The organism is Cupriavidus sp. 96C5-1, assembly GCF_057798855.1.
In genome coordinates this window covers 113,599-135,658 of sequence record NZ_JBYOJU010000004.1, presented here as the reverse complement: position 1 = coordinate 135,658, position 22,060 = coordinate 113,599, and the positions used below count along the sequence as shown (strand labels likewise).

The following is a 22,060-nucleotide window of genomic DNA, read 5'->3' as shown; positions in this document are numbered from 1 at the left end:
AGGGCGGTGCCGGCAGGCTGCTTCGAACGCGCAGGGGGAAGCGGTGCGGGTCGCCCTCAGCAAGTGTTTCGGTATTTCGTGGAAGGATAACCACCAGCATGACAAGGGCAAAGGAAGCGACTATCAACAAAATAATGCCTGCCAGCGAAAAGGAGATCGATGAGGAACTGCCAGTGGAGGAGGGGCAGGACAGGCATTTCGTCACCGCGCTTGCACGGGGGCTGGAGGTGCTGAGCTGTTTCCGGACGGGGGACAATTTTCTGGCCAACCACGAGATTGCCGAGCGCTGCGGACTGCCGAAATCCACTATCACGCGGCTGACCTATACGTTGACGAAGCTTGGTTACCTGCATCTGGTGCCTGAGAGCGGCAAGTACCGGCTTGGCACGGCGACTGGCGCGCTAGGAAGTTCCATGCTGGCGAATTTGGATATTCGCCAGGTGGTTCGGCCGTATATGCAGTTGCTTGCCGCCGAAACCGGAGCCGTGGTTGCGCTCACCACGCGCGACCGGCTGTCCATGCTCTACCTCGAATGTTGTCGCAGCACGTCGATCGTAACGCTCAGTCTCGATGTCGGTTCTCGTATTCCGTTGAGTAGCAGCGCGGCGGGACGGGCACTACTCGCGGCGCTGCCGGCACGCGAGCGGTCAGAGCTGATGGAGCGTATCTGCGAGCTCGACGAGGGTACGTGGCCCATTCTTGAAAAAGGCATTCTCGAGGCTGTCGAGGAGTACCGGGCAACGGGATGCGCGACCTCCGCCGGTAGCTGGGTCAAGGAGGTTCACGGCATTGCCGCGCCGTTCCTGCCGGGCCGTGGTTTGCCCATGATGGTCATCAGTGTGGCTGGCGCGGCGGGCTACTTCCCGGTCGCGAGGCTGCACGATGAGATTCGGCCCCGACTTCTCGAAACGGTCCGGGAAATCGAGCGCAGCCTCGGTCAAGGATTCGGAGAACCTGCGCTGCAGAGGCCGCCGGTCAGGGCATAGGTTTCGCAGTGGCAACGGAAGGGGGCCGTGCCCCTTCCGTTGCCTGCTGATTCCCCAGGCCGGAGCCAGGACATAGCCAAAGCCGGGCATCCACGTTGCTGCGGTGAAACCTCAAGCAGGAGCCGGCGCAGCCATCACCATGATGGCCTCCCGCCATCAGAACGGGCCGTGTCCCCGGTTCTGTAGTGGGCCCGCGCTGTCATTTCCCTGAACCTGGAACAAACCTCCGCGCCACTGTTGACGTTGGCGACCACGGTGGAGCTCCGTCGCGTCTTCGTCCCTGCGCGAATCGAAGTTATAGGCGTCGGCGCCGCAGCCCTTTCCCCTGGATTTGTGCCACGAGTTTCCCAGCCTTTGGCATTTCCGCGCGTGAGGCGATCGCTGTGTCGCTCGCAGGCAAACCAGGCAGGAGTCGTGATCTCGATCGCAGCGCGGTGTCCGCATGTACGTAGCCCTACCTCTCTTCCCATATCACCGAATTGATCCGCATGGTGGAATATTGGCCCGCTATTGTCCGCGCTGAAAGCGACACTCATCCCGAATTTCACGCAAATTTCTCGGGTCATTGAGAAATTTGCGAGATCTCTACTTTGCGAGTAGAACCGTAGTGCAGTATATTAAACCGCATTACGGTTCTGGTTCGGCGGCAAAGCAAACGCGGCCTGGGATAGTCCACAAAAATAGAGGCGGGAGACATATGGAAACAGGTAGAACATCGATTGCGTCCTACAGGCGCATCCACCAAGTTATTGAGCCTTGGGTGTGCCGGCAGCCGGAGGCGTTGGCGCTGCAGGACAAGCGGGGCCGAGTGAGCTATGGGGAGTTGGCGGTGGCCATCGAGGACGGGGCGCAACGGCTGCGCCAGCTCGGTGTTCGTCCGGGCGACCGGGTCTTGATGGTCGCGGAGAACTGTGTGGCACTGGGTGTGCTGGTGCTGGCCGCGAGCGCGATGGATGCCTGGGCGGTGGTCGTCAACGCGCGCCTGTCACCGCGCGAGATCGACAACTTTATCGAGCACTCCGGCGCGCGCCGCGTCTTCTACACCAGCGAGATTTCCGCGGATGCGCTGATGCACGCCGGCCGCAATAGGAGCGTTGAGCAGTGCTGGCCCGCCCTCGGCAAGCTGGCCGTCGGGCCCCTGAACGAAGGCGCTCACGCGGAGCCAGCGAGCGAAGACCCGAAGGAGCAGGTGGCGGCCATGATCTATACCTCCGGAACGTCCGGCCACCCGAAGGGCGTCATGCTGACGCATGCCAACCTGCTCCATGTGGCAGAACTGGTCTGGGCGCTACGCCGTCTCGGGCCTCAAGACAAGGCCTATGGCGTGCTGCCGATGGCGCATGTGGTGGGACTCTCATCGCAGTTGGTGGGCTCGCTTGCATGTGGCTGCGCCCTGGTGCTCGAAGATCGTTATTCGGCGCCTGCGCTGGCCAAGGCCATGCGCGAGGAAGGCATCACCGTACTGATGGGCGTGCCGGCCATGTACGCCAAGCTGCTCGACTGGATGCGCAGCGCAGGCGGTAGCATCGGCCCACACGTCCTGCGCCTGGCGGGTGTTGCGGGGTCGCCGTTGACCCAGCAATTGAAACAGGACGTGGAAGCGGCGCTAGGCCTCACGCTGCATAACAACTACGGACTGACCGAGATGTCGCCAACGGTGTCGCAGACCTTGCTCCATGCGCCGCGCACGGACTGCTCTGTCGGCATGCCCGTGCCGGGGGTGGAGATTCGCATTGTCGATTCCGAGGGACAGCCGGTCGAGCCGGGCGCCGTGGGCGAGTTGCGGGTGCGGGGTCCCAATGTCATGAAGGGTTATTACTGCAATGAAGCACTGACCCGCGAGGCTGTCGACGCCGAGGGCTGGTTCAATACCTGCGACCTGGCCAGGCAGGAGCCAGACGGTGCCCTTTTCATCATGGGCCGCACCAAAGAGTTAATCATCCGCTCTGGCTTTAATGTCTACCCGGTGGAGGTCGAGCAGGTCCTGAACAGCCATCCGGACATTGTGCAGTCTGCCGTCGTGGGGCGGCAGGCGGACGGCAACGAAGAGGTCATCGCCTTCGTGGAAGCAGCCGCGAATGCCACGATCAGCCAGGATGCGCTGGAGCGATTTCTGCGGGAGCGGCTGTCTCCCTACAAGCTGCCAGCCGAAATCCATTTCCTGACCCAACTGCCGGTCGCGCCGACTGGAAAAATCCTCAAGAACGCACTGAAGGAGAAGGCCGCCGTGCTGGGGGCAGGGCGCAGGGATCCGTCCTGAGCCAGCACGGCAGGAGAGCACAATGACACATCCTTCGATTCACGCCCGGAGCCGGCCCGACCGCACGGCTGCCGTGTTCATTCCAAGCCAGCGAACCCTGAGCTATGGGGAGCTGGAGTCGGGCGCCAATCAGGCCGCGCACTTGCTGCAGCAATGCGGCGTCACGTCCGGCGACGCTATCATCTTCTGCATCGAGAATGCTCCGGCTTTCCTCTTCCTGGGCTGGGCCTGCCAGAGAATCGGCGTGAGGTACGTGCCGGCTTCGACAAAGCTGTCGGCGGACGACTTGGCATATATCGTGCGGGATGCCGGAGCCGCTGTCGTGGTGTTGTCGGCAACGGCCGAGAGTGCCGGCGCAGCGTCGGAGGTCGACTTTGCCGGCGCTTGCCTGTTTAGCCTCGGCAGCCGTATTGCCGGCTTCGATCCCTGGGAGGAACGGGTGGCGGCTTGCCCCAGCACGCTGCCGGAAAGCACGGCGCCTGGCAGGGAGATGATGTACTCCTCGGGCACGACAGGCCGGCCAAAGGGGGTGCGCAAGCCCATGCCGACAGGGCCTTTTGATGGGCCGGATTCGCGCAACTTATCCTGGCCCGGCCGGCCGGGGGTGGGGCAGGACATGGTGAGCCTGTGTACGGCGCCGCTCTACCACGCCGCGCCTCATCGCAATGTGGCCGCCACCTTGGCGATGGGCGGGACCTGCATCGTCATGGAGCGCTTCGATGCAGCGCTGGCACTAGATGCCATTTCGCGGTTCAAGGTGACACATAGCCAGTGGGTGCCAACCATGTTCCACCGCCTGCTGCGCCTGCCGGCCGGCGTGCGCCAGGCCCATGACCTGTCCAGCCACCAGGCGGCGCATCACGGCGCAGCGCCATGTCCCGTGCACGTGAAAGAGGCAATGATCGCATGGTGGGGTCCCATACTGTTCGAGTACTACGCGGGTACAGAAGGCATCGGCGCTTGCGCCATCAGCTCGGAGGAGTGGCTGAGCCACAAGGGCTCGGTGGGCCGCGCCACGGATGGGATCATCCATATCCTCGACGAGAATGAGCAGGAGCTGCCTTCCGGGCGAACAGGAACGGTCTTCTTTGAAGGCGCGAGCACGTTCGCCTATTGGAAGGACGAGGACAAGACCGCCCGCTCACGAAGCCGGCAGGGCTGGTGGACCTACGGCGACATCGGCCATGTCGACGACGAGGGCTATCTCTATCTCAGCGACCGCCGCGACTTTGTTGTGATCTCGGGCGGCGTGAATATCTATCCGCAGGAGATCGAGGCCTTCCTGCTGCGCGACGAGAATGTACTGGACGCCGCAGTCTTCGGCATACCCGATGAAGAACTCGGCGAAGCGGTGCAGGCCATTGTGCAGGTGCGGGATTCCTCGTTGGTCACGGTGGCGGTGAGCGAAGCCCTACGCCAACAATGTCGCTTGCGGCTTGGCCCCATCAAGACGCCCAAGTCCATCCGGCTGGTGACGGACTTTCCCCGGCTGCCCACCGGCAAGCTGCAGAAGATGGCCTTGCGCGAGCAGTTCCTGAATGCACTGGCGCGGGAGCGTGCCGACCATGATCGGGAGACGGCTTTCACGAGCGATGCCGTGGATGATCATTCAGCGCAATGGACAAGCGATTTCGGCGCCTTCGCCGCGGCTTCCCCACTAGCGCAAGCATGCTTGTTGTCCGGCATGCGGCTGGCACCGGGACATGTCGCGCTGCGCGCCAAGTGGACAGAAGACGTCGAGCAGACCCTTGGCTTTGGTACTGGCTTGTTGTCCTTCCTGACCGAAGCTGCTATGCAATGGGCCGCCTTCTCCGCCTATGCGTCGAGCCATCTACTCGAATTGACGATGAGGCGGCTAGGGCCGCCTCGGGAAGGGTGGCTGATGGTGGAGGCACTCCTGGCCCCAAGCGCCGTGCCCGGTCGCGCGACGATGCTGGTCACCGTCACGCAGGAGGCAGATCGCCGCCCGCTGGCCACGGCATCGGGGGTCGTGCAGCATCCGAGCCCGCAACCCTGCTGAGCTTCCGTGCCGCCGCTCTATCCATCCGTTCTTCGCCGGACCCGTTTCACGAGATTCCATCAACAGACGTATCAGGAGACATCATGCGCGACACAAACGCAATCGCCCCCATCAAGGTCCAGTTCCAGTTCGACTTCGGCAGCCCGAATTCGTACTTCAGCCATAAAGTCATTCCAGGTATCGAAGCACGCCAGGGCGTCAAGTTCGAGTATGTGCCCGTATTGCTCGGAGGCCTTTTCCGGCTGACCGGGAACCGGTCCCCAGCGGAAGCATTTGCGGGTATCAAGAACAAGCCGGAGTTCGGCCGGCTGGAGATGCATCGCTTTGTCGCCAGGCACGCATTGCACGCTTACAGGCACAACCCGTTCTGGCCGGTCAACACGCTGCAGATCATGCGTGGGGCCGTCGCCGCCCAGAAGAACGGCACCTTTGTCGCTTACGTGGATGCGGTATTCGCACATATGTGGGAGCAGGGACTGAAGATGGACGACCCGCAGGTCATCGCTACCGCATTGGATGCGGCGGGCTTGGACGGCGTCGGCTTCCAGGCCCGCATTGAGGATCCCGAGGTCAAGCAGCAACTCATGGCGAACACTCAGGCGGCGTTCGAGCGCGGTGCGTTCGGCTCGCCCACGTTCTTTGTCGGCGACGAGATGTATTTCGGCAAGGACCAGTTGCGCGATGTGGAAGAGGAGATCCAGCGCATCAAAGCGGAACGTCCCTGAGCGCAGGTTCGCGATATGCGCAGGCGTGCCCGCGCAAGCGGAACGAAGCCCTGGCTACAAGCCCGGCGCATAGGGCATGCGCGTGGTGCTGCACGGGCCGCACTAGCGGCCGCTTCACCCGCGTTGCCCGCCCAGCGAGTTCGACTGCCCGGCTTGACTCCTGCCGGCGGATTTCACAAGAGGAACCATCAATGAAGACACGCATCACTGCACTGTTCGGCATCCAGCACCCCATCATCCAGGGCGGCATGCATTATGTCGGCCTGGCCGAGCTGGCGGCTGCGGTTTCCAATGCCGGCGGCCTTGGCATCATCACGGCCCTCACGCAGAAGACGCCGGCATTGCTGGCCCGGGAAATCGCGCGTTGCCGCGAACTGACCGACAGGCCATTCGGCGTGAACCTGACCTTCCTGCCGTCCTTGTCCGTGCCGCCCTATGCCGAGTACATCGCGGCGATCAAGGAGGGAGGGGTCCGGATCGTTGAGACCGCAGGGCGCAATCCCGACAAGTACATGCCGATGCTCAAAGCGGCGGGGATCAAGGTGATTCACAAGTGCACCTCGGTGCGTCATGCATTGAAGGCCGAACAGATCGGCTGCGATGCTGTCAGCGTGGATGGATTCGAATGCGGCGGACACCCCGGCGAGGACGACCTCCCCAACATGATTCTGCTTCCGCGCGCGGCCGAGGAACTGAAGATCCCTTTCGTGGCTTCAGGAGGTATGGCGGATGCGCGCAGCCTCGTGGCTGCATTGGCGCTTGGGGCGGAGGGCATAAATATGGGCACTCGCTTCGTCGCGACCAAGGAAGCGCCAGTCCACGAAAATGTCAAGCAAGCGATCGTTGCCGCGTCTGAACTGGACACGCGGCTGGTGATGCGTGCCCTGCGCAATACCGAGCGTGTCTTGAACAATGCCGGCGTGGAACGGTTGATCGAGATCGAGCGGGAGAAAGGCCAGGACCTGCAGTTTGCCGATATCCAGGAACAAGTCGCGGGGGTCTACCCAAAGGTGATGGTCGAGGGAAAGCTGGACGCCGGTGCCTGGAGCTGCGGCATGGTGGCCGGCCTGATCAATGACATCCCGACTGTCAAGGAACTGATCGACCGAATCATGGCCGATGCCGAGGCGCTGATCGGCGGCCGGCTGACTGGCTACCTTGGGGAGGCTTAGCCAGCGTGAGCCGGCCTTGGAGGCCGCGCCAGATCGGGGGCGTGGCGCTGGGTTCATCTGCGTTGTTTCTTCGCAGTAGCCGAAGAACCGCACTTCGCCCGTGCCGCCGCCGAGCGCTTGCACGTAGAACGGTCGCCATCGCCGTGCGCTTTCCCGCCCGCTCGCATGCTTGCCATCGCGCTCGTTGGCCGAGCCGTTCGTGGGTGGGTTGAAGGTTTGGCCGTTGCTGGCCGGTACCCGCTCCATGCATCGTGGTCGTCGCGGCTTTGTGCCCGGGTTTTCTTTGCCGAGCCTATGGATACGGAAGCACGCAGCGGGATCAAGGGTGCGCTGTGCCAGCACAGGCGGTGCCCATCCATACAGCAGCGCCGCCATCCGCCGCGCTTCCCTCGTGGTGACATAACAGGTACCCTTCCTCGTCGAACACTGCCTGCGCCGGCGCTTCGTCGCGCCGCCGGTAGCTGCGCGCCGCAGGCGGCCCCCGGATGCGGGTTCCCTACCGCGCTCTCGGTTGCATCCGGGCGCATCCAAACGTCCGGCATTGGCCGGCAGCATCCCACGGAGAGAACACGGATGAACACTTTTTCAGCACTGGCGGACGCCGGCGGCATCGCCTTGCCGGCCACGCTGCGGCAACTGATCGATGCAGGCTGGACTGGCTACGGCGCCGACATCGAGGCCTGGCGCGCCGACTGGAAAGCCCGTACGCTGGCTGCGCAGCCGGTGCTTTCCTGCGTCTATGACCTGGAGTGGATCGACGCGAAGCAGGCCGGCGAGTTCATCGGCGAATGGCTCGATCCGGCCTTTCAGCACGGCCGGCGCTTCCTGCCGTTCGCGCAGACCGGGGCCGGCGATGCCTACTGCTTGACGCCGCTGGCCAACGGCGGCACCGGCGTGGCGCTGGTCTGGCACGACCGCGGCAGCAGCCGGATCGAAGCCGCCTCGTTCGATGCCTTCGTCTATGAAGCCCTGGTGCGCAGCGCGGCGGACTTCTCGCATCTGATCGATGACGATTTCAGCCCGGCCGAGGCGGTACAGTGCGTGGCGGCGAATATCGCGGCCCTGAAGGGGTATCTGCCCGAGGCGATGAAGGCCGGACTGGAATGCATGCTTGCCGATGCCTTGCCGGAACCCAACGAGAAAGAGGCGGTGATGATCGGCGAGGAGACGGCGCAGGCAGCGCTGGCCTTGCTGCCGGAGGTGGAAGACGCCGCGTTTGCGGTGGCGGCGCGGTGGGAGTGCGGGGAGCGGTGAGCGGTGAGGTGGTTGCACCGCGTTCACGCCTGGTTCCACACCTGGCACCTGGCCGAAGGCCGCCGCATCGGCCGGCGGCAATTCCAGCGCATGGGGCTGGCCGATGCGTAAATTGGGAGCGCCGCGCGCGCCATGTCAGAATGTGGGCATCTCCAGCATCCGAATGCAAGCATGACCGCACTGGTACTTCTTCCCGGCATGGACGGCACGGGCGATCTGTTTGCGCCCTTGCTGCTGGCGCTGCCGACCGGCATCACGCCGCTGGTCATCCGCTATCCGCGTGATCGCGCGCTGGATTACGCCGCCCTCGAAATACTTGTGCGGCAGGCGCTGCCTGCCGGGGCACCCTTCGTACTGCTGGCCGAATCCTTCTCCGGCCCGCTGGGGGCCGCCATCGCTGCCCGCCCGCCCGAGGGCATGCGGGGCTTGATCCTGTGCGGCTCGTTCGTGCGCCCGCCACGCCCGCGTCTGGCTTTTACCCGTGCGCTGGCCGGCTGGCTGCCACCGGCGTTGCTTCCCCGCCCTTTGCTAAACCACGTTTTGCTGGGCGGGCACGCCACGCCGGCGCTACGCGCTGCATTGGGCGCAGCCGTGTCCAGCGTATCCGCTGCCGCCATGCAGGCCAGGCTCAAGGCCGTAATGGAGACGGACATGTCGGCGCGCTTTGCCGGCGTCCGGTTGCCGGTGCTGTACCTGCGCGGCCGCGACGACCGGGTCGTTCCGCGCAGTGCGTCGGAGACCGTCGCCGCGCTGGCGCCGCACACGCAGATCGTGGAGTTGCCCGCCCCGCATTGCATCCTGCAGGCCGTGCCGCGGGACGCGGCGCAGGCCATCGCGGCCTTTATGAAAACGCTGGAGCCTGCAGCGCAGGCCTGAAGCCAGCGCGCACGTGCATCACAGCCGGCAAGTAGCCGGGCTGCGAGGACGCTCGACGCTGTGGGCGGATTGCACCGCCGCCGCGTCGCGGTGATCAGAAAATGTGTTTGATGCCCGCTACGACCCCGGTCTGTCCCAGGCCTGGCGCGGTTTTCAGGGAGCTTGCCACACCGAGGCTCGAGCGTCCCTTGTTGTCCATATAGGACGCATTGAGGTAGACATCCGTGCGCTTCGACAGGCTGTACACCGCCTGCAGCGTGTAGCTCATCGCATCGTCGTCCGATGCCCGTCGATCCGTGCGATAGATGCCGGCGTGTAGTGTCAGGGCGGGCTGGATCGCGTAGGCGCCGCCCAGCCAGTAGAGATTGGATCGGAATCCGGGACTGGTGAGCCCTCCCTGCAGGTGGCGATAGCCGGCGACGGCGGTGAACGGCCCGCTGGTGTAGATGAGGCCAGCGGCATAGCGGCGTTCAAGGTTTCCCGCGGTAGCTACCGATGTGCCCCGGCGCTGGTCATAGACCAAGGCCATGCCGAAATTGCCGGTGGTGTAATACGCGCCGGCCCCCATCTCCTGGCCCACGCGCGGTGCGCCAGGGACTTCGCTGCCGGCGGCGATGGTCGCGTCGTAGCCGGTGCTGTACAGACCGCTTACCGTCAGGCCGCCGAACTTGCCGGTGTACTTGATGGCGTTGTCAGCCCTGCCGGCGAAGTGCGCATCGTGGGCAAGCAGGGAGTAGGGCTTATAGCGGCTCGGGTCCAGGGGAACGAAGAAGTCGAACAGGGTGTTGTTCTGGCGCCCGAGCGTGACCTGGCCCCAAGGTCCTGCAATACCGATGAACGCCTGCCGGCCAAACAGGCGCCCGCCCAGCGTGGTCGTGCCGGTGTCGACATGGAGGCCGCTCTCGAGCACGAAGATGCCGCGCAGCCCCCCGCCGAGATCCTCCGTGCCGCGCAGTCCCCAACGGGAACCCGCACTGTTTCCAGACGAGACGCGGTACATCGAACCGGCACCGTCCGAACCGGCATGGCTGACATACTCGACACCAGCATCGACCACCCCGTACAGCGTCACGTTGGTCTGCGCTTGCGCCCCAAAGCCCAGCAGACCGCCGACCCCCGCCGCGAACAAGCGCTTTGCCTTCCTTTTCATGATTTCCTCCATTCTCATTGTGTAAGGACTCCTACGCACCCAAGGAGCCATTCCTGATTGCAGGCCGGAACCGCTGGTGCACCGGCATGTGGGTTGTTCCCCTGTGGACTTGGCTCGGCTGCACGCCGCGCATCGGCGCGCCGCTCCTGGCGTGCGAGCCGCACGGCAGGAACTGGTCGTCCGCCGCGCGCTCTTCGTCGCTCAGGAAGGCGTCGCGATGGTGTGCAGGCGACATACCAGGCATTTTTCAGGAGCGTGACTATCCCCTCCCGGCGCCCGAGGCGTCTGGATTCAGTGGTGTTGCGAATGAGGGTGGTGGTGAGCCGGGTTCGCTCAGGCCGGCCGGCTCGCGCGCCGGATCAGGCTGCCATCGGGCACCTGCGACATCGCCTGCCGGTTCCGCGGGCGATTTAGTATTTATTCAATGAATTTCAGATTTAGGGCATTAGTGGATACGGACTGTATTCACGAGCCTCAATGCAGGCAATCCAATAGCACGCAAAAACAGGGTAAACGTCTATAAAAATGCGCATTTTTCAGTAATTTCCCAATCAATGCGGAAATTTCCGAATCAGGCCCGCCGCGTTATATTCAGGATGTTTTTTTTGCGCCGCGTGCTCAGGTGGAGCGCAACGCAGGCGGTTCCACTTCAACGCAACGCCAGGGCGCGCAGTATCGCCTGTTTGAGATCGCCCACGGAAGCGGGCTTGCTCAGGAAGACATCGATGCCTGCGGCGCGGCTCTGGTTCTCCTCTTCCGTCAGCGTCGAGGCGGAAATGGCGATGATCGCCATATGCTTCCCGTTCTCCGTGGCACGCACCCTCCTGGCGAGGGCGAAGCCGTCCAGCCGGGGCATGTAGAGATCGGTGACCAGCAGGGTGGCCGGCTCGGCCTGCAGTGCCTCCCATGCGGCTTCGCCATCCTCGCAGATGACGACATTGTCGTAGCCGAGGTCTCGCAGTTGGATCTTCAGGAGCATTTGAATCACGCGATGATCCTCGGCCACGACGACGCGAGCGGTCCGCGCGGCCAGTGGGGCCAGCCCGGCGGATTGTGCTGGCGGTGTTCGGCCGCCACTGTCGTCATGGCTGCGCAGCATGGCGTGCTGGCACGCGGCGACGAATGCGCGCCACGCGATGGGGTTGTTGTACAGGATGACGGGGCTGGCGACGTCCGCCGTGCCGGCGTTGTCCCCTTCGCTTTCCCGGCTTGCCAGCAGGATGTCACCGGGGCGAAGCGCATTGGCAACGGTAGCCGGCAGGACACGCAGTGGCGGTGCATGTTCGATGTCTTTGCTGGCCGGCGCGACCGGGTGCAAGCCGGCGGCCCTGGCGTAGTGCTCGAGCGCCAGCGTTGCGGCGGGCTCGTCGATAGCGATCTCCATCGTCCGCCCGGCCAGTTGGGGAAAGGCGTAGTGCTCGATGTCGATCTTCAGGGCGAGCCGCAGGCTCACCGAAGTGCCGCTGCCCTCAGTGCTGACGATCCCGATCTCGCCGCCCATCAGCCCAGCCAGCTGTCGGCAGATGGTCAGGCCAAGGCCGGTGCCGCCGAAGCGTCGGGTCGTATGTCCGTCCACCTGCGCAAAGGGTTCGAACAGGATGCGCAGCGCATCGGATGGAATGCCGATGCCGGTGTCGCTGACGACGACCTCGATGGTCTCGCTGCCTTGCCGGCGCATCAGTTGCCGTGCGGTCACGGCGATGTTTCCTTGCGTCGTGAACTTGATGGCGTTGGAGATCAGGTTGAACAATATCTGGCGCAGGCGGATCGCGTCGGCAAGATGGCGCGCCGCGATGCCCGACTCGACGCAGATGCTCAGGCCCAGGTTCTTCTCGTGCGCGTTGCCCGATAGCAGCAGGACCGTGTCCTCTATCAGTTCGCGCAGATCGGCACCGGTTTCGATGAGTTTCATCTTCCCGGCGCCAATCTTGCTGTAGTCCAGGATATCGTTGAGGATCTGCAGCAGCGTCTCGCCGGAGCTGTTGGCCACCTGGGCCAGGTGGCGCTGATGGCTGTCCAGGTCGCTATGGAGCAGCATCTCCAGCAGCCCCAGCATGCCGTGCATCGGCGTGCGGATCTCGTGGCTCATCATCGCCAGGAAGCGATCCTTGGCCAGGAGCGCGGCCTCGGCGGCATCGCGCGCCTGCATGAGCGCCTCGCCTTGCGCGCGTTCTTGCGCAGCGGCTTCCTGTAGCTGCGTGATCAGCAGGCTGCGGTCTGCCTCGAGTTCTCCCTTTGCGATGGCGGCATGCCGCAGTACCTGCACGGAATGCAGCAGGGCACCTATCTGCGTTGCGCGTCGGGCGGACGGCAACGATACCGCATGGTCACCCTTGGCGATGCGGCGGATGGCGTCGGTGGCCAGCGACAGTGGCCGGATCACGCGGATGGCGAACAGGACGATGATCAAGGTGAGTGCCAGCAGCGCGACACCAACCACAACGCATATGACGCTCAGCCGCTGGCGCGCGGAGATTTCCTGTGTTTGGATGAGCTGGCTTGCAGTGGAGACCTCCGCGTCGCGCACGCGGAGGATTGCGCGCATGGTTGGGACATAGCGCTCGGCAAAGTCCGAAGTTGAAGGGTGGCGTCCGTCGCGCTGCGGCATGGATGCGACGGTCTCGAGATAGGCGATGCCCTCGGTAAAGTAGCTCGATGCCATCTCCCGGGTGGCCGGCAACGATTCGCTGTGCGGGGTATCGTCGCGACTGGTGCGGCCGTGGATCAGTTGCCCCAGGGCGTGGATCCTGCCAATCACGATCCAGAGTTCACGCTGTTCGTCGGCGGAGAGCGCGCGATGCGCGGTCAGTGCCGGGGTGAGCACCGAGCCTGCCCGGCCGGCCTGCTCGCGCAACTCGGCGCTCAGCCGGGCGGTGCCGACGTGTTCCGCGGTCAGCGGCTGGGCGCGGATCAGGTCGAACATGATGGCGTCGGAGACTTGCGTGATGTCGGCGACCACCGCGAACATCGTGTTGAGCGCTGCGCGCAGTTCATCACTGGCACGATCGCCACGCGGGGATCGCGCCAGGGCATCGATAATTGCACGGGCCTCGCGCAGTTTATCGCGGGCGGCAAGCAGCTGCGCGAGCGCATCGTCCAGGCGCTGGGGGCTGGCCGCGCAATGCGCTTCGGCACAAACGGTGAGTTGGGCAATGGCGGCATGCATTGCGCTGTCGGTGTCCGTTCGGGCGCTGTCAAGTGATTCCCGCCTGCCGGCGGGAATCGGTACATCGCTACCCAGCACGGCGTTCGATGGTCCGCGCTCGGCCGAGGCTTTTTCGGCTGCCACCAGCACATCGCGGAACAGGTCGAGCACCGGCGCGGACTGGCGCGCCTCTGCGTACGTTTGCCATTCCAGCCGCAGCAAATAGCATGCGAGGCCCACCGTGGTGGCGAGGATGAAAGCGGCGACAAGGCGGAAACGTCGATCAATGCGCATTGCGTGGTCTATCTTGCGGTGGTGAGCCCGCCTTGGCGGGGGGGGGCCATTGCGGCTACTGGCGGCGCATCGTTACTGTGGGGGGAGAGGCGCCTTGATCTGTCCGAGGGGCAATGCGCACGTTGATCCGCCGGGGAAGCATGCAGACATACCGATGGATCTGCGCATTGTCTTTGGGATGACGGTCCGCCGTCAAACGGGTTGGCACCGGAATGCCGGGTGCCGCGGTGCCTGGTGCGGAGAAGGCGGGGTACCGTAAAGGCGACGGCTTTGGACTCTATCTGGAAGACTCCCGCTGATCATTGGGAATTTTCTCAAAACATGCGGGGAAAATGCTTACGGAACAGGGGGGGGGCGCCGATATCGGTGCCGGTCTGCTGCCGCAGGGCGGCGAGAGGGCGGTCTTTGCCGAGAGTCACGTTCGCTGAGAGGGGGAGTTACGGCCCATGATCCGGTCTATGCAATGATGACGCCTTGGCTAATCCGTCCGCCGGAAACACATGCTCGATAGATCCGAGGCCCATTGGCGCTATTTTCCTGGCCCCCGTTCGCTCGGGCAGGCGGGTGGGAGTTATGCCCTCTGCGGTTTTGAAGAAGCGCTGCCGCGCCCCATTCAACGTTTGGAGCCCGCATCACCATGCATCAAGCTGATCATCGGTTTCGGTGCCGCGTACCGGGTGACACCGTTGCCCGAGGCTTCGCAGTCTCACCGTTCATTCGTCGTCGGCATGGGCGGCGGCCCAGTGGTGTCCGAACAGGCGCCGACGCATTCGTGCATCGAAGTCGAGTTGCCGCCTTGGGCGGCCTTCCGCCTGTTCGACGGTGCGTCCGATGTGCTTTCATCCAGGCTGGTGGGGCTCGGCGATATCTGGGGTAGTCAGGCCGCCTTGCTGTCCGAGCAACTGCATCATGCCCCGGGCTGGGCGGCGCGTTTCCGGCTTATCGAGCAGGTATTGAAGGGACGTCTGCAGAGCGCCCGGCGAGAGGCGGGCGCGGAGATTCGATGGGCTTGGGGTGAATTGGCGCGCCATCATGGAAATATGCCCATTTCCGGTTTGCGGAAGATGATTGGATGGAGCGAACGGCATCTTTCCTCCCGATTCCAGTGCCAGCTTGGCATGACGCCAAAGCTGGCGGCGCGCCGTCTGAGGTTTAGCCAGATGCGCGGCATGCTGGACGCAGATGCGCAAGAAGGACTCACGGACCTTGCCTTGGCGTGCGGCTATGCGGATCAGAGCCACATGACCCGGGAATTCCGCGCTTTTGCAGGCTGCTCGCCGGCAGCCTACCGCCGGGAACATATTCCCGACGCGTTGGGCAAACCGGCATCGCTGCTCGGCGGTCCATGGAGCTACGACGCGGCTGTCGCCGCGGGGTGGTCACATTTCTTCAAGACAGGCGCATCCTTGGCGCCTGAAACTCGGAACCTCAATGACAAGCAGAAGGGGTAGGCCATGAGCGGTCGAGTTTCATACCTGGAGATCGGCGCGGGAAAAGCGCAGGCATCGCGGCAGTTTTTCGGAGATCTGTTCGGCTGGGCGTTCCAGTCAACGCAACAGCCAGGCGAAGGCTGGTTCGGCAACCACGAGATGAGGATCGGTTTGCATGGCGGTGACCCGACGCCCGGCATCCTCGTGTTTTTTGAGGTGTCCGATATGGCCACTGCCAGAGCGCGCGTGGTTGAGCTCGGGGGAACCGCAGATATGCCAAGCCCTGACGAACCGGGCTTTGGCATATTCTGCCTATGTACCGGGCCAGAAGGCATTCGCTTTGGCTTGCACCAATCGTCAACGGAACGCGGTGATCGATCCTGACGTGACGCGCGAAAGGAGGCGAGTAGGGTGATCCGGCTTTGTCTTTGGTCTTGGTAATCATCGGCAGAGCGGATCGGGCCGGCACTTGCCCTTTGGCCCTTTCATCGGAGTCATATCCGGCGCGCAGGGATCAGGGCGGGTCCAACGCTGAAGACGTGATCGCTGAATCCGGCAGGGTGGACCGGATTGACGGGGCGCGGGCTACGAACTGTCGGCATGAAGGCCGTTGTGTATAGGCGTGTGCCCTACGCCGGGTCCACCCAGCGGCCTTGCTCCTCGCGTATCTCTTCGGCCGCCTTGGCTATCTCGCTGCGCAGCCAGGCATGCGAATCAGGCCTCAGCCGGCGGCAGCCAGCGCCCCCGCCACGCCCAGGCTGCGCAGCGATTGCATGGCCCCGGCCACGGCCTGCACAAATCGCGGATCCTGGCCCAGATCGCCAAACACCGGCCGCAGCCCGGTCAGCGTGGCAACCCAAGCGCGCGTTCCCTCCAGCCCCTGGCCGACGCGCCGCACCGCCTGTTCCGCCTGGGCATACCGGCACGCCAGGGTCTCGGCCATCGGGTCCTGGATGTCGTAGCGGCGTCCGGCCTCATTCTTGCCGCGAAGGAAATGCAGCCAGCCGGCAACCGCCAGCGCCAGCCCGGGGATCGGCTGCCCCGCAGCCAGCCGCGCGCGCACCGTGTCCAGCAGGCGCTGCGGCATTTTTTGGGAACCATCCATCGCGATCTGCTGCGTCTGATGCTTGAGCGCGGGATTGGCATAGCGCCGCAACAGGCGCCGCTGGTACTGCGCCAGATCCAGGCCTGGCAACGGCGGCAGGGTCGGCACGATTTCGACGCGCATCAACCTGTCGAGGTAGGCGAGCAGGGCGGGTTGCGCAACCGCCTGGTCCACGGTGGACCAGCCCGCCATGACCGACAGATAGGCCAGGGCCGAATGCGTCCCGTTGACCATGCGCAGTTTCAGGGTTTCGAAGGGTGCGGCCTCGGCCACAAAGCGGGCGCCGCCGGCGCTCCAGTCCGGACGCCCGGCGGCGAACCGGTCTTCAACCACCCATTCCAGATAGGGCTCGCCCAGCACCGGCCATGCGTCGTGGGCGCCAAGGGCCTGCGCAAGCGCGCGCCGATCCTCGTCGGTGGTGCGCGGCACGATGCGATCCACCATCGACGACGGAAAGGCGCAGGTGGCGGCGATCCACTGCGCCAGTGCCGGATCGACACGCTCGGCGAAGTCCAGCACCATGCCCTGCAGCAGATGGCCGTTGCTGGGCAGGTTATCCAGCGACATCAGGGTCAGCGGCCTCAGCCCGTCCGCGTGCCGGCGTTGCAGGCCGCGCACCAGGAAGCCGATGGTGCTGCGTGGCGCGCAGGGCTGCGCGAGGTCATGCTCGATATCGGGGTGCTCGATATTGAGCCGGCCGCTGGCCGGGTCGTAGCAATAGCCCTTCTCGGTCACGGTGACGCTGATGATCCGCGTGTCCGCGCCGGCAATGCGCGCCAGCACCGCCTGCGGGTCCTCCGGCGCCACCAGGGTTTCCAGGAGGCAGCCGATCACCGCGGCCTGTTGTACGAGGCCTCCCTGCGCGTCGGCGCCGCGTAGCGCCAGGGTGTAAAGGCCATCCTGCGGCACCAGGGCGTTGCGGGTATCGGCCTGGCGCAGCGAAACGCCACAGATGCCCCAGCGCAGGTCGCCGCTGGCATGCAACGCTGCCTCGTTGACGGCGGCCAGATGGGCCCGCGCAAACGCGCCCAGGCCCAGGTGCACGATGCCGACGCGCAGCGCGGCGCGGTCATAGGCCGGACGCGCCACGCCCGCGGGCAGACTGTCCAGCACGGCGGGACGCAGGCGCCGCGCCGCGGGTGGCGTTACCAGTTCCATAGCGTGCCGTCCTGCTGCAGGCGGTTCACGGGCAGATAGGCCCGCTTGTAGGGGTACCTGGCCGCCAGCTTCTCATCAATGTCGACCCCGTGGCCGGGCACGTCGCCGGGGTACAGCATGCCCTGGTTGAAGGTATAGGCATGCGGGAAGACCGCGTCTGTTTCTTCGGTATGGCGCATATACTCCTGGATGCCGAAATTGGGCACCCACAGGTCAAAATGCAACGCCGCGCCCATGCAGACCGGCGACAGATCGGTGGCCCCGTGGCAGCCCGTGCGCACCTGGTAGAGCGACGCCAGATCGGCGATGCGGCGCAAGTGCGTAATGCCGCCGGCATGCACCACGGTCGCCCGGATGTAGTCGATCAATTGGTTCTCGATCAGCGCCTTGGCGTCCCAGATCGAATTGAAGATCTCGCCCACGGCCAGCGGCGTGGTGGTGTGCTGGCGGATCATCCGGAACGCATCCTGGTTTTCGGCCGGTGTGGCATCCTCCATCCAGAACAGGTTGTAGGGTTCCAGGGACTTGCCGAGCCGGCCTGCCTCGATGGGCGTCAGGCGGTGGTGCACGTCGTGCAGCAGGTGATGCTCGAAGCCGAGCTTCTCGCGGATGCGCTCGAATAGCTTGGGCGCGTGACGCAGGTACTTCTCGGTGGACCAGTCGTGTTCGCTGGGCAGGTCGCTGTCGGCCGGCTCATAGAACAGGTTGCCGCGGCCCACGCCATAGACCTTGTCCAGGCCCGGCACGCCGCTTTGCGCGCGTATGGCGCGATAGCCCATCTCGGCATAACGCAGCACCTCGTCCACCGTGTGCTCGATATCGGAGCCATTGGCATGGCCGTAGACCATCACGCCGCTGCGGCTCTTGCCGCCCAGCAATTGGTAGAGCGGCATGCCGGCCGCCTTGGCTTTCAGGTCCCACAGCGCCGTATCCACGGCGGCGATGGCGGTCATCGTGACCGGGCCGCGGCGCCAGTACGCACCCTTATACAGGTATTGCCAGATGTCTTCGATCTGGTGCGCGTCGCGCCCGATCAAGCACGGAATCACATGCTCGGTCAGGTAGGCGGCCACCGCCAGTTCGCGCCCGTTGAGGGTCGCGTCACCGATGCCCGTCAGGCCCTGGTCGGTTTCGATTTTCAGGGTCACGAAGTTGCGGCCCGGCGAACAAACAATGACGCGCGCGTTTGTAATTTTCATGAGGGGATTCCGAGTAAGGTATTGAGCAGGCCCGCCTGCACCGGCGGGCGGCTTCGGTTGGCCCAGGGTCCGCTCGCACTAGCCCGCCCAGCCCAGGTGGCTGAGGAAATCGCCAGTGCGGGCGACCTGCGGGTGATCGAAGATCTGGGACGGCGGGCCCTGCTCCAGGATGGCGCCGTTCTCGAACACCACCACCCAATTGGCCACCCGCCGCGCGAAACTCATTTCGTGCGTCACGACGATCATTGTCATGCCCTCCTGCGCCAGCTTCTTCATCACGTTGAGCACCTCGCCCACGGTTTCCGGGTCCAGTGCCGACGTCGGTTCGTCAAACAACATCACCTCGGGCTCCATCGCCAGCGCCCGTGCGATCGCTACCCGTTGTTGCTGCCCGCCGGAAAGATTGGCGGGGAAGTTGCCGGCCTTGTTGGCCAGCCCGACCTTCTCCAGCAAGGCCATGGCGCGGGCGCGCGCCGCCTCCGGCGCCATGCCCAGCACCGTGACCGGCCCCATCGCCACGTTGTCCAGGGCAGACTTGTGCGGGAACAGCTCGAAACTCTGGAACACCATGCCCATGCGCTGGCGTACCTTTCGGGCTTCGGCTTCGGATTCCGGCAGCGCCACGCTGTCCAGCAGCACGCGGCCGCCATCGAGTTTCTCCAGTGCGTTGGTGCAGCGCAAGAGCGTGGATTTGCCGGAGCCCGACGGGCCGATCAGGCACATCACCTCTCCCTTGTTGACCTGCAGCGACACATTGTTGAGCGCCACAAAGTCGCCGTACGTCTTGCGCACGTGCTCATACACCAGCACTGGCGGCAGGGCGGCACCCTTGCGCGCGGCCGCGGCGGTCTGCATGGCGGTGGCCCGCTCCGGGTCCAAGATCATGTCGTTCATTCCTTCACTCCGTATTTCCGGTGGATCCAGTCGACCAGCTTGGCCTGGGGATAGCCCATCAGCCAATAGATCACCGCCATCGCGGTCAGCATCTCCAGCACGCGGAAGCTCTGGGCGCGTACCTGCATCGAGGCATAGGCCAATTCACTCACGGCGATGACCGATACCAGCGACGTATCCTTGAACAGCGAGATCCAGGTGCTGGCCAGCACCGGCAGGATCCTCCGTCCCGCCTGCGGGATCAGCACCTTGAACATGGCCTGCCTGCGCGACATGCCGATGGCCAGCGCGGCCTCCATCTGGCCCTTGCGGATCGAATTGATGCCCGCGCGGAAGGTCTCGGAGTTGTACGCCGACACGTTCAGCACAAGCGCCACCAGCGCGGTCGTCAGCGCCGAGAATTGCACGTCGAGCGCCATGGGCATCACGTAGAACGCCCAGTAGATCACCAGGATCAGCGGCAGGTTGCGGAAGAACTCCACGACGGCCACCGCGACGCCATTGAGCACCCGGCTCGACGACAGGCGCATCAGCGCCAGCATGATGCCGCCCGGCACCGCCAGCGCCATGGTCACCACCGTCAGCATGATGGTCATGGCAGCGCCTTCCATCAGGACCTGGCGCGAGTTCCATATGATTCCCCAGTCCAGGTTCATGAGCGCCCCAGATGTGCATAGCGTTGGTACAGCCGGTCTACGCCGCGCGTGACCGGAAACAGGATCGCGAAGTAAGCCACGATGACAGCCGTGTACACCTCGATGGGCCGGTAGCTCTGGCCCGCGATGGTCTCTGCCTTGTGCATCAGTTCGGGCACTGCGATCACGGTGGCGATCGCCGTGTCCTTGATGGCAACGGTCAACACCGACCCAAAGGCGGGCAACATGCGGATGGTGGCTTGCGGCAGGATGATCTTGCGCAGCGCCTGGGCCCGCGACATGCCCAGCGCCAGGCCCGCGCGCATCTGGCCAGGCCGCACCGACTCGATGCCGGCGCGGATCACCTCGGCGGAATAGGCGGCGATGTGCAGCGTCAGTGCTACCAGCGCCGCCCAGAACGGTGCGAAGGTCACGCCCGCCAGTAGCGGGAAGGCGAAGTAGATCCACACCAGGACCACCAGCACGGGAATGGCGCGCATGCTGTCGATGTAGAACACCAGCAGCACGCGCAGCCAGCGCGGCCCGTACAGGCGCAGGAGCGCAATCGCCAGCCCAAGCAGAATGCTGGCGAGGGCGGTCACGGCGCTGAGCGCCACCGTGACGCCCAGGCCGCCGGCAAAGAATCGCCAATTCTCGACAATGGGGGAGAAATCAAAATCCATGGGGTCTCCGTGGTATCAAGGCCGCGCCCGCTCAGAACATCACCATCACTTTCATGGCCTGGCTGCGGTCCGCGGCCAGCGCGAAGGCGTCGTGCACCTGGCGCACCGGCACGGCCGCCGTCAGCAGCGGTGACACGTCGACCAGCCCACGGCTCAGGTAGTCCACCGCCCAGGCGTACTCATCGACAAAGCGGAAGCTGCCGATGCATGACAGGCTCTTCACCATGATCTGGTTGAAGGGGCATTGCTCGCTGCTGCCGCTCAGGGTGCCGACCGTGACGATGGTGCCGCGCGGACGCGCCGCGCGGATGCAGCTGGCCAGACCGGCGTAGTTGCCGGAAACCTCGAAGCACACGTCGACGATACCCTTGCCCGCGGCCAGCTCGTCCAGTGCCGCGGGGTCGGTGGCGGCATTGATGGTGCGCGTCGCGCCCAACCGGGCGCAGGTGGCCAGGGTCTGGTCAACGATATCCACCACGACTACGTGGCTGGCGCCCGCCAGCCGTGCCGCCATCAGGATCAGCGCGCCGATCGGCCCCGCGCCCACCACCATGGCGGTCTTGCCCAGCAATGCCCCCGCGCTGCGCACGGCGTGCAGGGCAACCGCCAGCGGCTCGCCAAAGGCGGCCAGCTCGAATGACAGGCTGTCCGGTACGGGCAGGCATTGGCGTTCCTGCACCACCACCTGCTCGCGCATCGCGCCCTGCATATGCGGATAGCGGCTGGCGCTGCCGAAGAAGTGCACTGCCTCGCAGTGGTTGGACGCCCCCTGGCGGCAGTAGCGGCACACCCCGCACGTGCGCGCGGGATCCAGCGCCACGCGGTCGCCGGGCTTGACGGCGGTGACCGCCGCGCCTACCTCGAGCACCTGGCCGGATGCCTCGTGTCCCGGCGTCAGTGGTTCGCGGATGACGAAGTCGCCCACCTTGCCGTGACGGTAGTAATGCAGGTCGGACCCGCAGATGCCCACGGCCTTGATGCCCACGCGGACCTGCGTGGGGCCTAGCGGCTCGGGCGCCTGTTCGACCAGGCGCAGGTCCTGGGCCCCATGAATCGCGCAATTCAGCATGGCGG

General features: G+C 64.7%; 17 protein-coding genes. 9 read left to right on the top strand and 8 right to left on the bottom strand.

The genetic code is table 11. The features are described 5' to 3' along the window. The first annotated feature begins 98 nt into the window (after positions 1-98). The 7 genes from AC3FOF_RS07340 (at position 99) to AC3FOF_RS07310 (ending at position 9,293) form a co-directional block, all read left to right on the top strand. Entirely contained in the window at positions 99-986 is an 888-nt protein-coding gene (locus AC3FOF_RS07340; RefSeq protein ID WP_488726187.1) for an IclR family transcriptional regulator, read from the top strand. A gap of 697 nt (positions 987-1,683) precedes the next feature. Then, a complete protein-coding gene (locus tag AC3FOF_RS07335; RefSeq protein WP_488726298.1) occupies positions 1,684-3,246 on the top strand; it encodes a class I adenylate-forming enzyme family protein in 1,563 nt (520 codons plus the stop codon). A gap of 22 nt (positions 3,247-3,268) precedes the next feature. Then, positions 3,269-5,266: an AMP-binding protein gene (locus AC3FOF_RS07330; RefSeq protein WP_488726186.1), complete on the top strand. Its 1,998-nt coding sequence runs from the start codon at positions 3,269-3,271 to the stop codon at positions 5,264-5,266. A gap of 83 nt (positions 5,267-5,349) precedes the next feature. Further along, positions 5,350-5,991: a 2-hydroxychromene-2-carboxylate isomerase gene (locus AC3FOF_RS07325; protein WP_017227614.1), complete on the top strand. Its 642-nt coding sequence runs from the start codon at positions 5,350-5,352 to the stop codon at positions 5,989-5,991. 191 nt (positions 5,992-6,182) lie between these two features. Further along, positions 6,183-7,163 (top strand): NAD(P)H-dependent flavin oxidoreductase, encoded by a 981-nt coding sequence (locus tag AC3FOF_RS07320; protein WP_488726185.1) that lies wholly within the window; start codon positions 6,183-6,185, stop codon positions 7,161-7,163. A gap of 573 nt (positions 7,164-7,736) precedes the next feature. Further along, positions 7,737-8,417, top strand: a complete 681-nt coding sequence (locus AC3FOF_RS07315; protein WP_488726184.1) for an SMI1/KNR4 family protein — start codon at positions 7,737-7,739, stop codon at positions 8,415-8,417. A 171-nt stretch (positions 8,418-8,588) separates the two neighbouring features. Then, positions 8,589-9,293: an alpha/beta fold hydrolase gene (locus AC3FOF_RS07310; protein WP_488726183.1), complete on the top strand. Its 705-nt coding sequence runs from the start codon at positions 8,589-8,591 to the stop codon at positions 9,291-9,293. Between the two features lie 94 nt (positions 9,294-9,387). On the opposite strand, the gene AC3FOF_RS07305 is transcribed toward AC3FOF_RS07310, so the two are convergent. Further along, a complete protein-coding gene (locus AC3FOF_RS07305; protein ID WP_488726182.1) occupies positions 9,388-10,443 on the bottom strand; it encodes a porin in 1,056 nt (351 codons plus the stop codon). 649 nt (positions 10,444-11,092) lie between these two features. After that, positions 11,093-13,882 (bottom strand): ATP-binding protein, encoded by a 2,790-nt coding sequence (locus AC3FOF_RS07300; RefSeq protein WP_488726181.1) that lies wholly within the window; start codon positions 13,880-13,882, stop codon positions 11,093-11,095. A 500-nt stretch (positions 13,883-14,382) separates the two neighbouring features. Here AC3FOF_RS07300 and AC3FOF_RS07295 point away from each other — a divergent pair, with 500 nt between their 5' ends. Continuing rightward, on the top strand, positions 14,383-15,333 hold the full coding sequence (locus AC3FOF_RS07295) for a helix-turn-helix domain-containing protein (protein WP_017227605.1): 951 nt from the start codon (positions 14,383-14,385) through the stop codon (positions 15,331-15,333). A 3-nt stretch (positions 15,334-15,336) separates the two neighbouring features. Beyond that, positions 15,337-15,696, top strand: coding sequence for a VOC family protein (locus AC3FOF_RS07290; protein ID WP_276265854.1), 360 nt, complete (start codon positions 15,337-15,339; stop codon positions 15,694-15,696). A 337-nt stretch (positions 15,697-16,033) separates the two neighbouring features. On the opposite strand, the gene AC3FOF_RS07285 is transcribed toward AC3FOF_RS07290, so the two are convergent. The 6 genes from AC3FOF_RS07285 to AC3FOF_RS07260 all read right to left on the bottom strand — a co-directional run bounded on the left by AC3FOF_RS07285 (position 16,034) and on the right by AC3FOF_RS07260 (position 22,055). Beyond that, a complete protein-coding gene (locus AC3FOF_RS07285) occupies positions 16,034-17,575 on the bottom strand; it encodes a mannitol dehydrogenase family protein (RefSeq protein ID WP_488726180.1) in 1,542 nt (513 codons plus the stop codon). Beyond that, positions 17,563-18,774, bottom strand: a complete 1,212-nt coding sequence (gene manD, locus AC3FOF_RS07280; RefSeq protein WP_276265852.1) for a D-mannonate dehydratase ManD — start codon at positions 18,772-18,774, stop codon at positions 17,563-17,565. The genes AC3FOF_RS07285 and manD overlap by 13 nt, the downstream gene beginning before the upstream one ends. Positions 18,775-18,852: 78 nt before the next feature. After that, positions 18,853-19,629: an amino acid ABC transporter ATP-binding protein gene (locus tag AC3FOF_RS07275; RefSeq protein WP_430869567.1), complete on the bottom strand. Its 777-nt coding sequence runs from the start codon at positions 19,627-19,629 to the stop codon at positions 18,853-18,855. 35 nt (positions 19,630-19,664) lie between these two features. After that, the gene (locus AC3FOF_RS07270; protein WP_017227601.1) at positions 19,665-20,324 is read right to left on the bottom strand and encodes an amino acid ABC transporter permease; all 660 of its coding nucleotides are present in this window, start codon (positions 20,322-20,324) and stop codon (positions 19,665-19,667) included. Continuing rightward, on the bottom strand, positions 20,321-20,986 hold the full coding sequence (locus AC3FOF_RS07265) for an amino acid ABC transporter permease (protein WP_017227600.1): 666 nt from the start codon (positions 20,984-20,986) through the stop codon (positions 20,321-20,323). Before AC3FOF_RS07265 ends, AC3FOF_RS07270 begins: the two co-directional genes overlap by 4 nt. Before the next feature lie 31 nt (positions 20,987-21,017). Continuing rightward, positions 21,018-22,055, bottom strand: a complete 1,038-nt coding sequence (locus AC3FOF_RS07260) for an L-idonate 5-dehydrogenase (RefSeq protein WP_276265849.1) — start codon at positions 22,053-22,055, stop codon at positions 21,018-21,020. Positions 22,056-22,060 lie beyond the last annotated feature (5 nt).

Bases quoted from the DNA above. Each gene is read 5' to 3' on its own strand.
- AC3FOF_RS07305 (WP_488726182.1), bottom strand. From the start codon at position 10,443: ATGAAAAGGAAGGCAAAGCGCTTGTTCGCGGCGGGGGTCGGCGGTCTG.
- AC3FOF_RS07300 (WP_488726181.1), bottom strand. From the start codon at position 13,882: ATGCGCATTGATCGACGTTTCCGCCTTGTCGCCGCTTTCATCCTCGCC.
- AC3FOF_RS07310 (WP_488726183.1), top strand. From the start codon at position 8,589: ATGACCGCACTGGTACTTCTTCCCGGCATGGACGGCACGGGCGATCTG.
- AC3FOF_RS07265 (WP_017227600.1), bottom strand. From the start codon at position 20,986: ATGGATTTTGATTTCTCCCCCATTGTCGAGAATTGGCGATTCTTTGCC.
- AC3FOF_RS07340 (WP_488726187.1), top strand. From the start codon at position 99: ATGACAAGGGCAAAGGAAGCGACTATCAACAAAATAATGCCTGCCAGC.
- AC3FOF_RS07295 (WP_017227605.1), top strand. From the start codon at position 14,383: ATGCTCGATAGATCCGAGGCCCATTGGCGCTATTTTCCTGGCCCCCGT.
- AC3FOF_RS07260 (WP_276265849.1), bottom strand. From the start codon at position 22,055: ATGCTGAATTGCGCGATTCATGGGGCCCAGGACCTGCGCCTGGTCGAA.
- AC3FOF_RS07325 (WP_017227614.1), top strand. From the start codon at position 5,350: ATGCGCGACACAAACGCAATCGCCCCCATCAAGGTCCAGTTCCAGTTC.
- AC3FOF_RS07315 (WP_488726184.1), top strand. From the start codon at position 7,737: ATGAACACTTTTTCAGCACTGGCGGACGCCGGCGGCATCGCCTTGCCG.
- AC3FOF_RS07320 (WP_488726185.1), top strand. From the start codon at position 6,183: ATGAAGACACGCATCACTGCACTGTTCGGCATCCAGCACCCCATCATC.
- AC3FOF_RS07275 (WP_430869567.1), bottom strand. From the start codon at position 19,629: ATGCAGACCGCCGCGGCCGCGCGCAAGGGTGCCGCCCTGCCGCCAGTG.
- AC3FOF_RS07335 (WP_488726298.1), top strand. From the start codon at position 1,684: ATGGAAACAGGTAGAACATCGATTGCGTCCTACAGGCGCATCCACCAA.
- AC3FOF_RS07330 (WP_488726186.1), top strand. From the start codon at position 3,269: ATGACACATCCTTCGATTCACGCCCGGAGCCGGCCCGACCGCACGGCT.
- manD (WP_276265852.1), bottom strand. From the start codon at position 18,774: ATGAAAATTACAAACGCGCGCGTCATTGTTTGTTCGCCGGGCCGCAAC.
- AC3FOF_RS07290 (WP_276265854.1), top strand. From the start codon at position 15,337: ATGAGCGGTCGAGTTTCATACCTGGAGATCGGCGCGGGAAAAGCGCAG.
- AC3FOF_RS07270 (WP_017227601.1), bottom strand. From the start codon at position 20,324: ATGAACCTGGACTGGGGAATCATATGGAACTCGCGCCAGGTCCTGATG.
- AC3FOF_RS07285 (WP_488726180.1), bottom strand. From the start codon at position 17,575: ATGGAACTGGTAACGCCACCCGCGGCGCGGCGCCTGCGTCCCGCCGTG.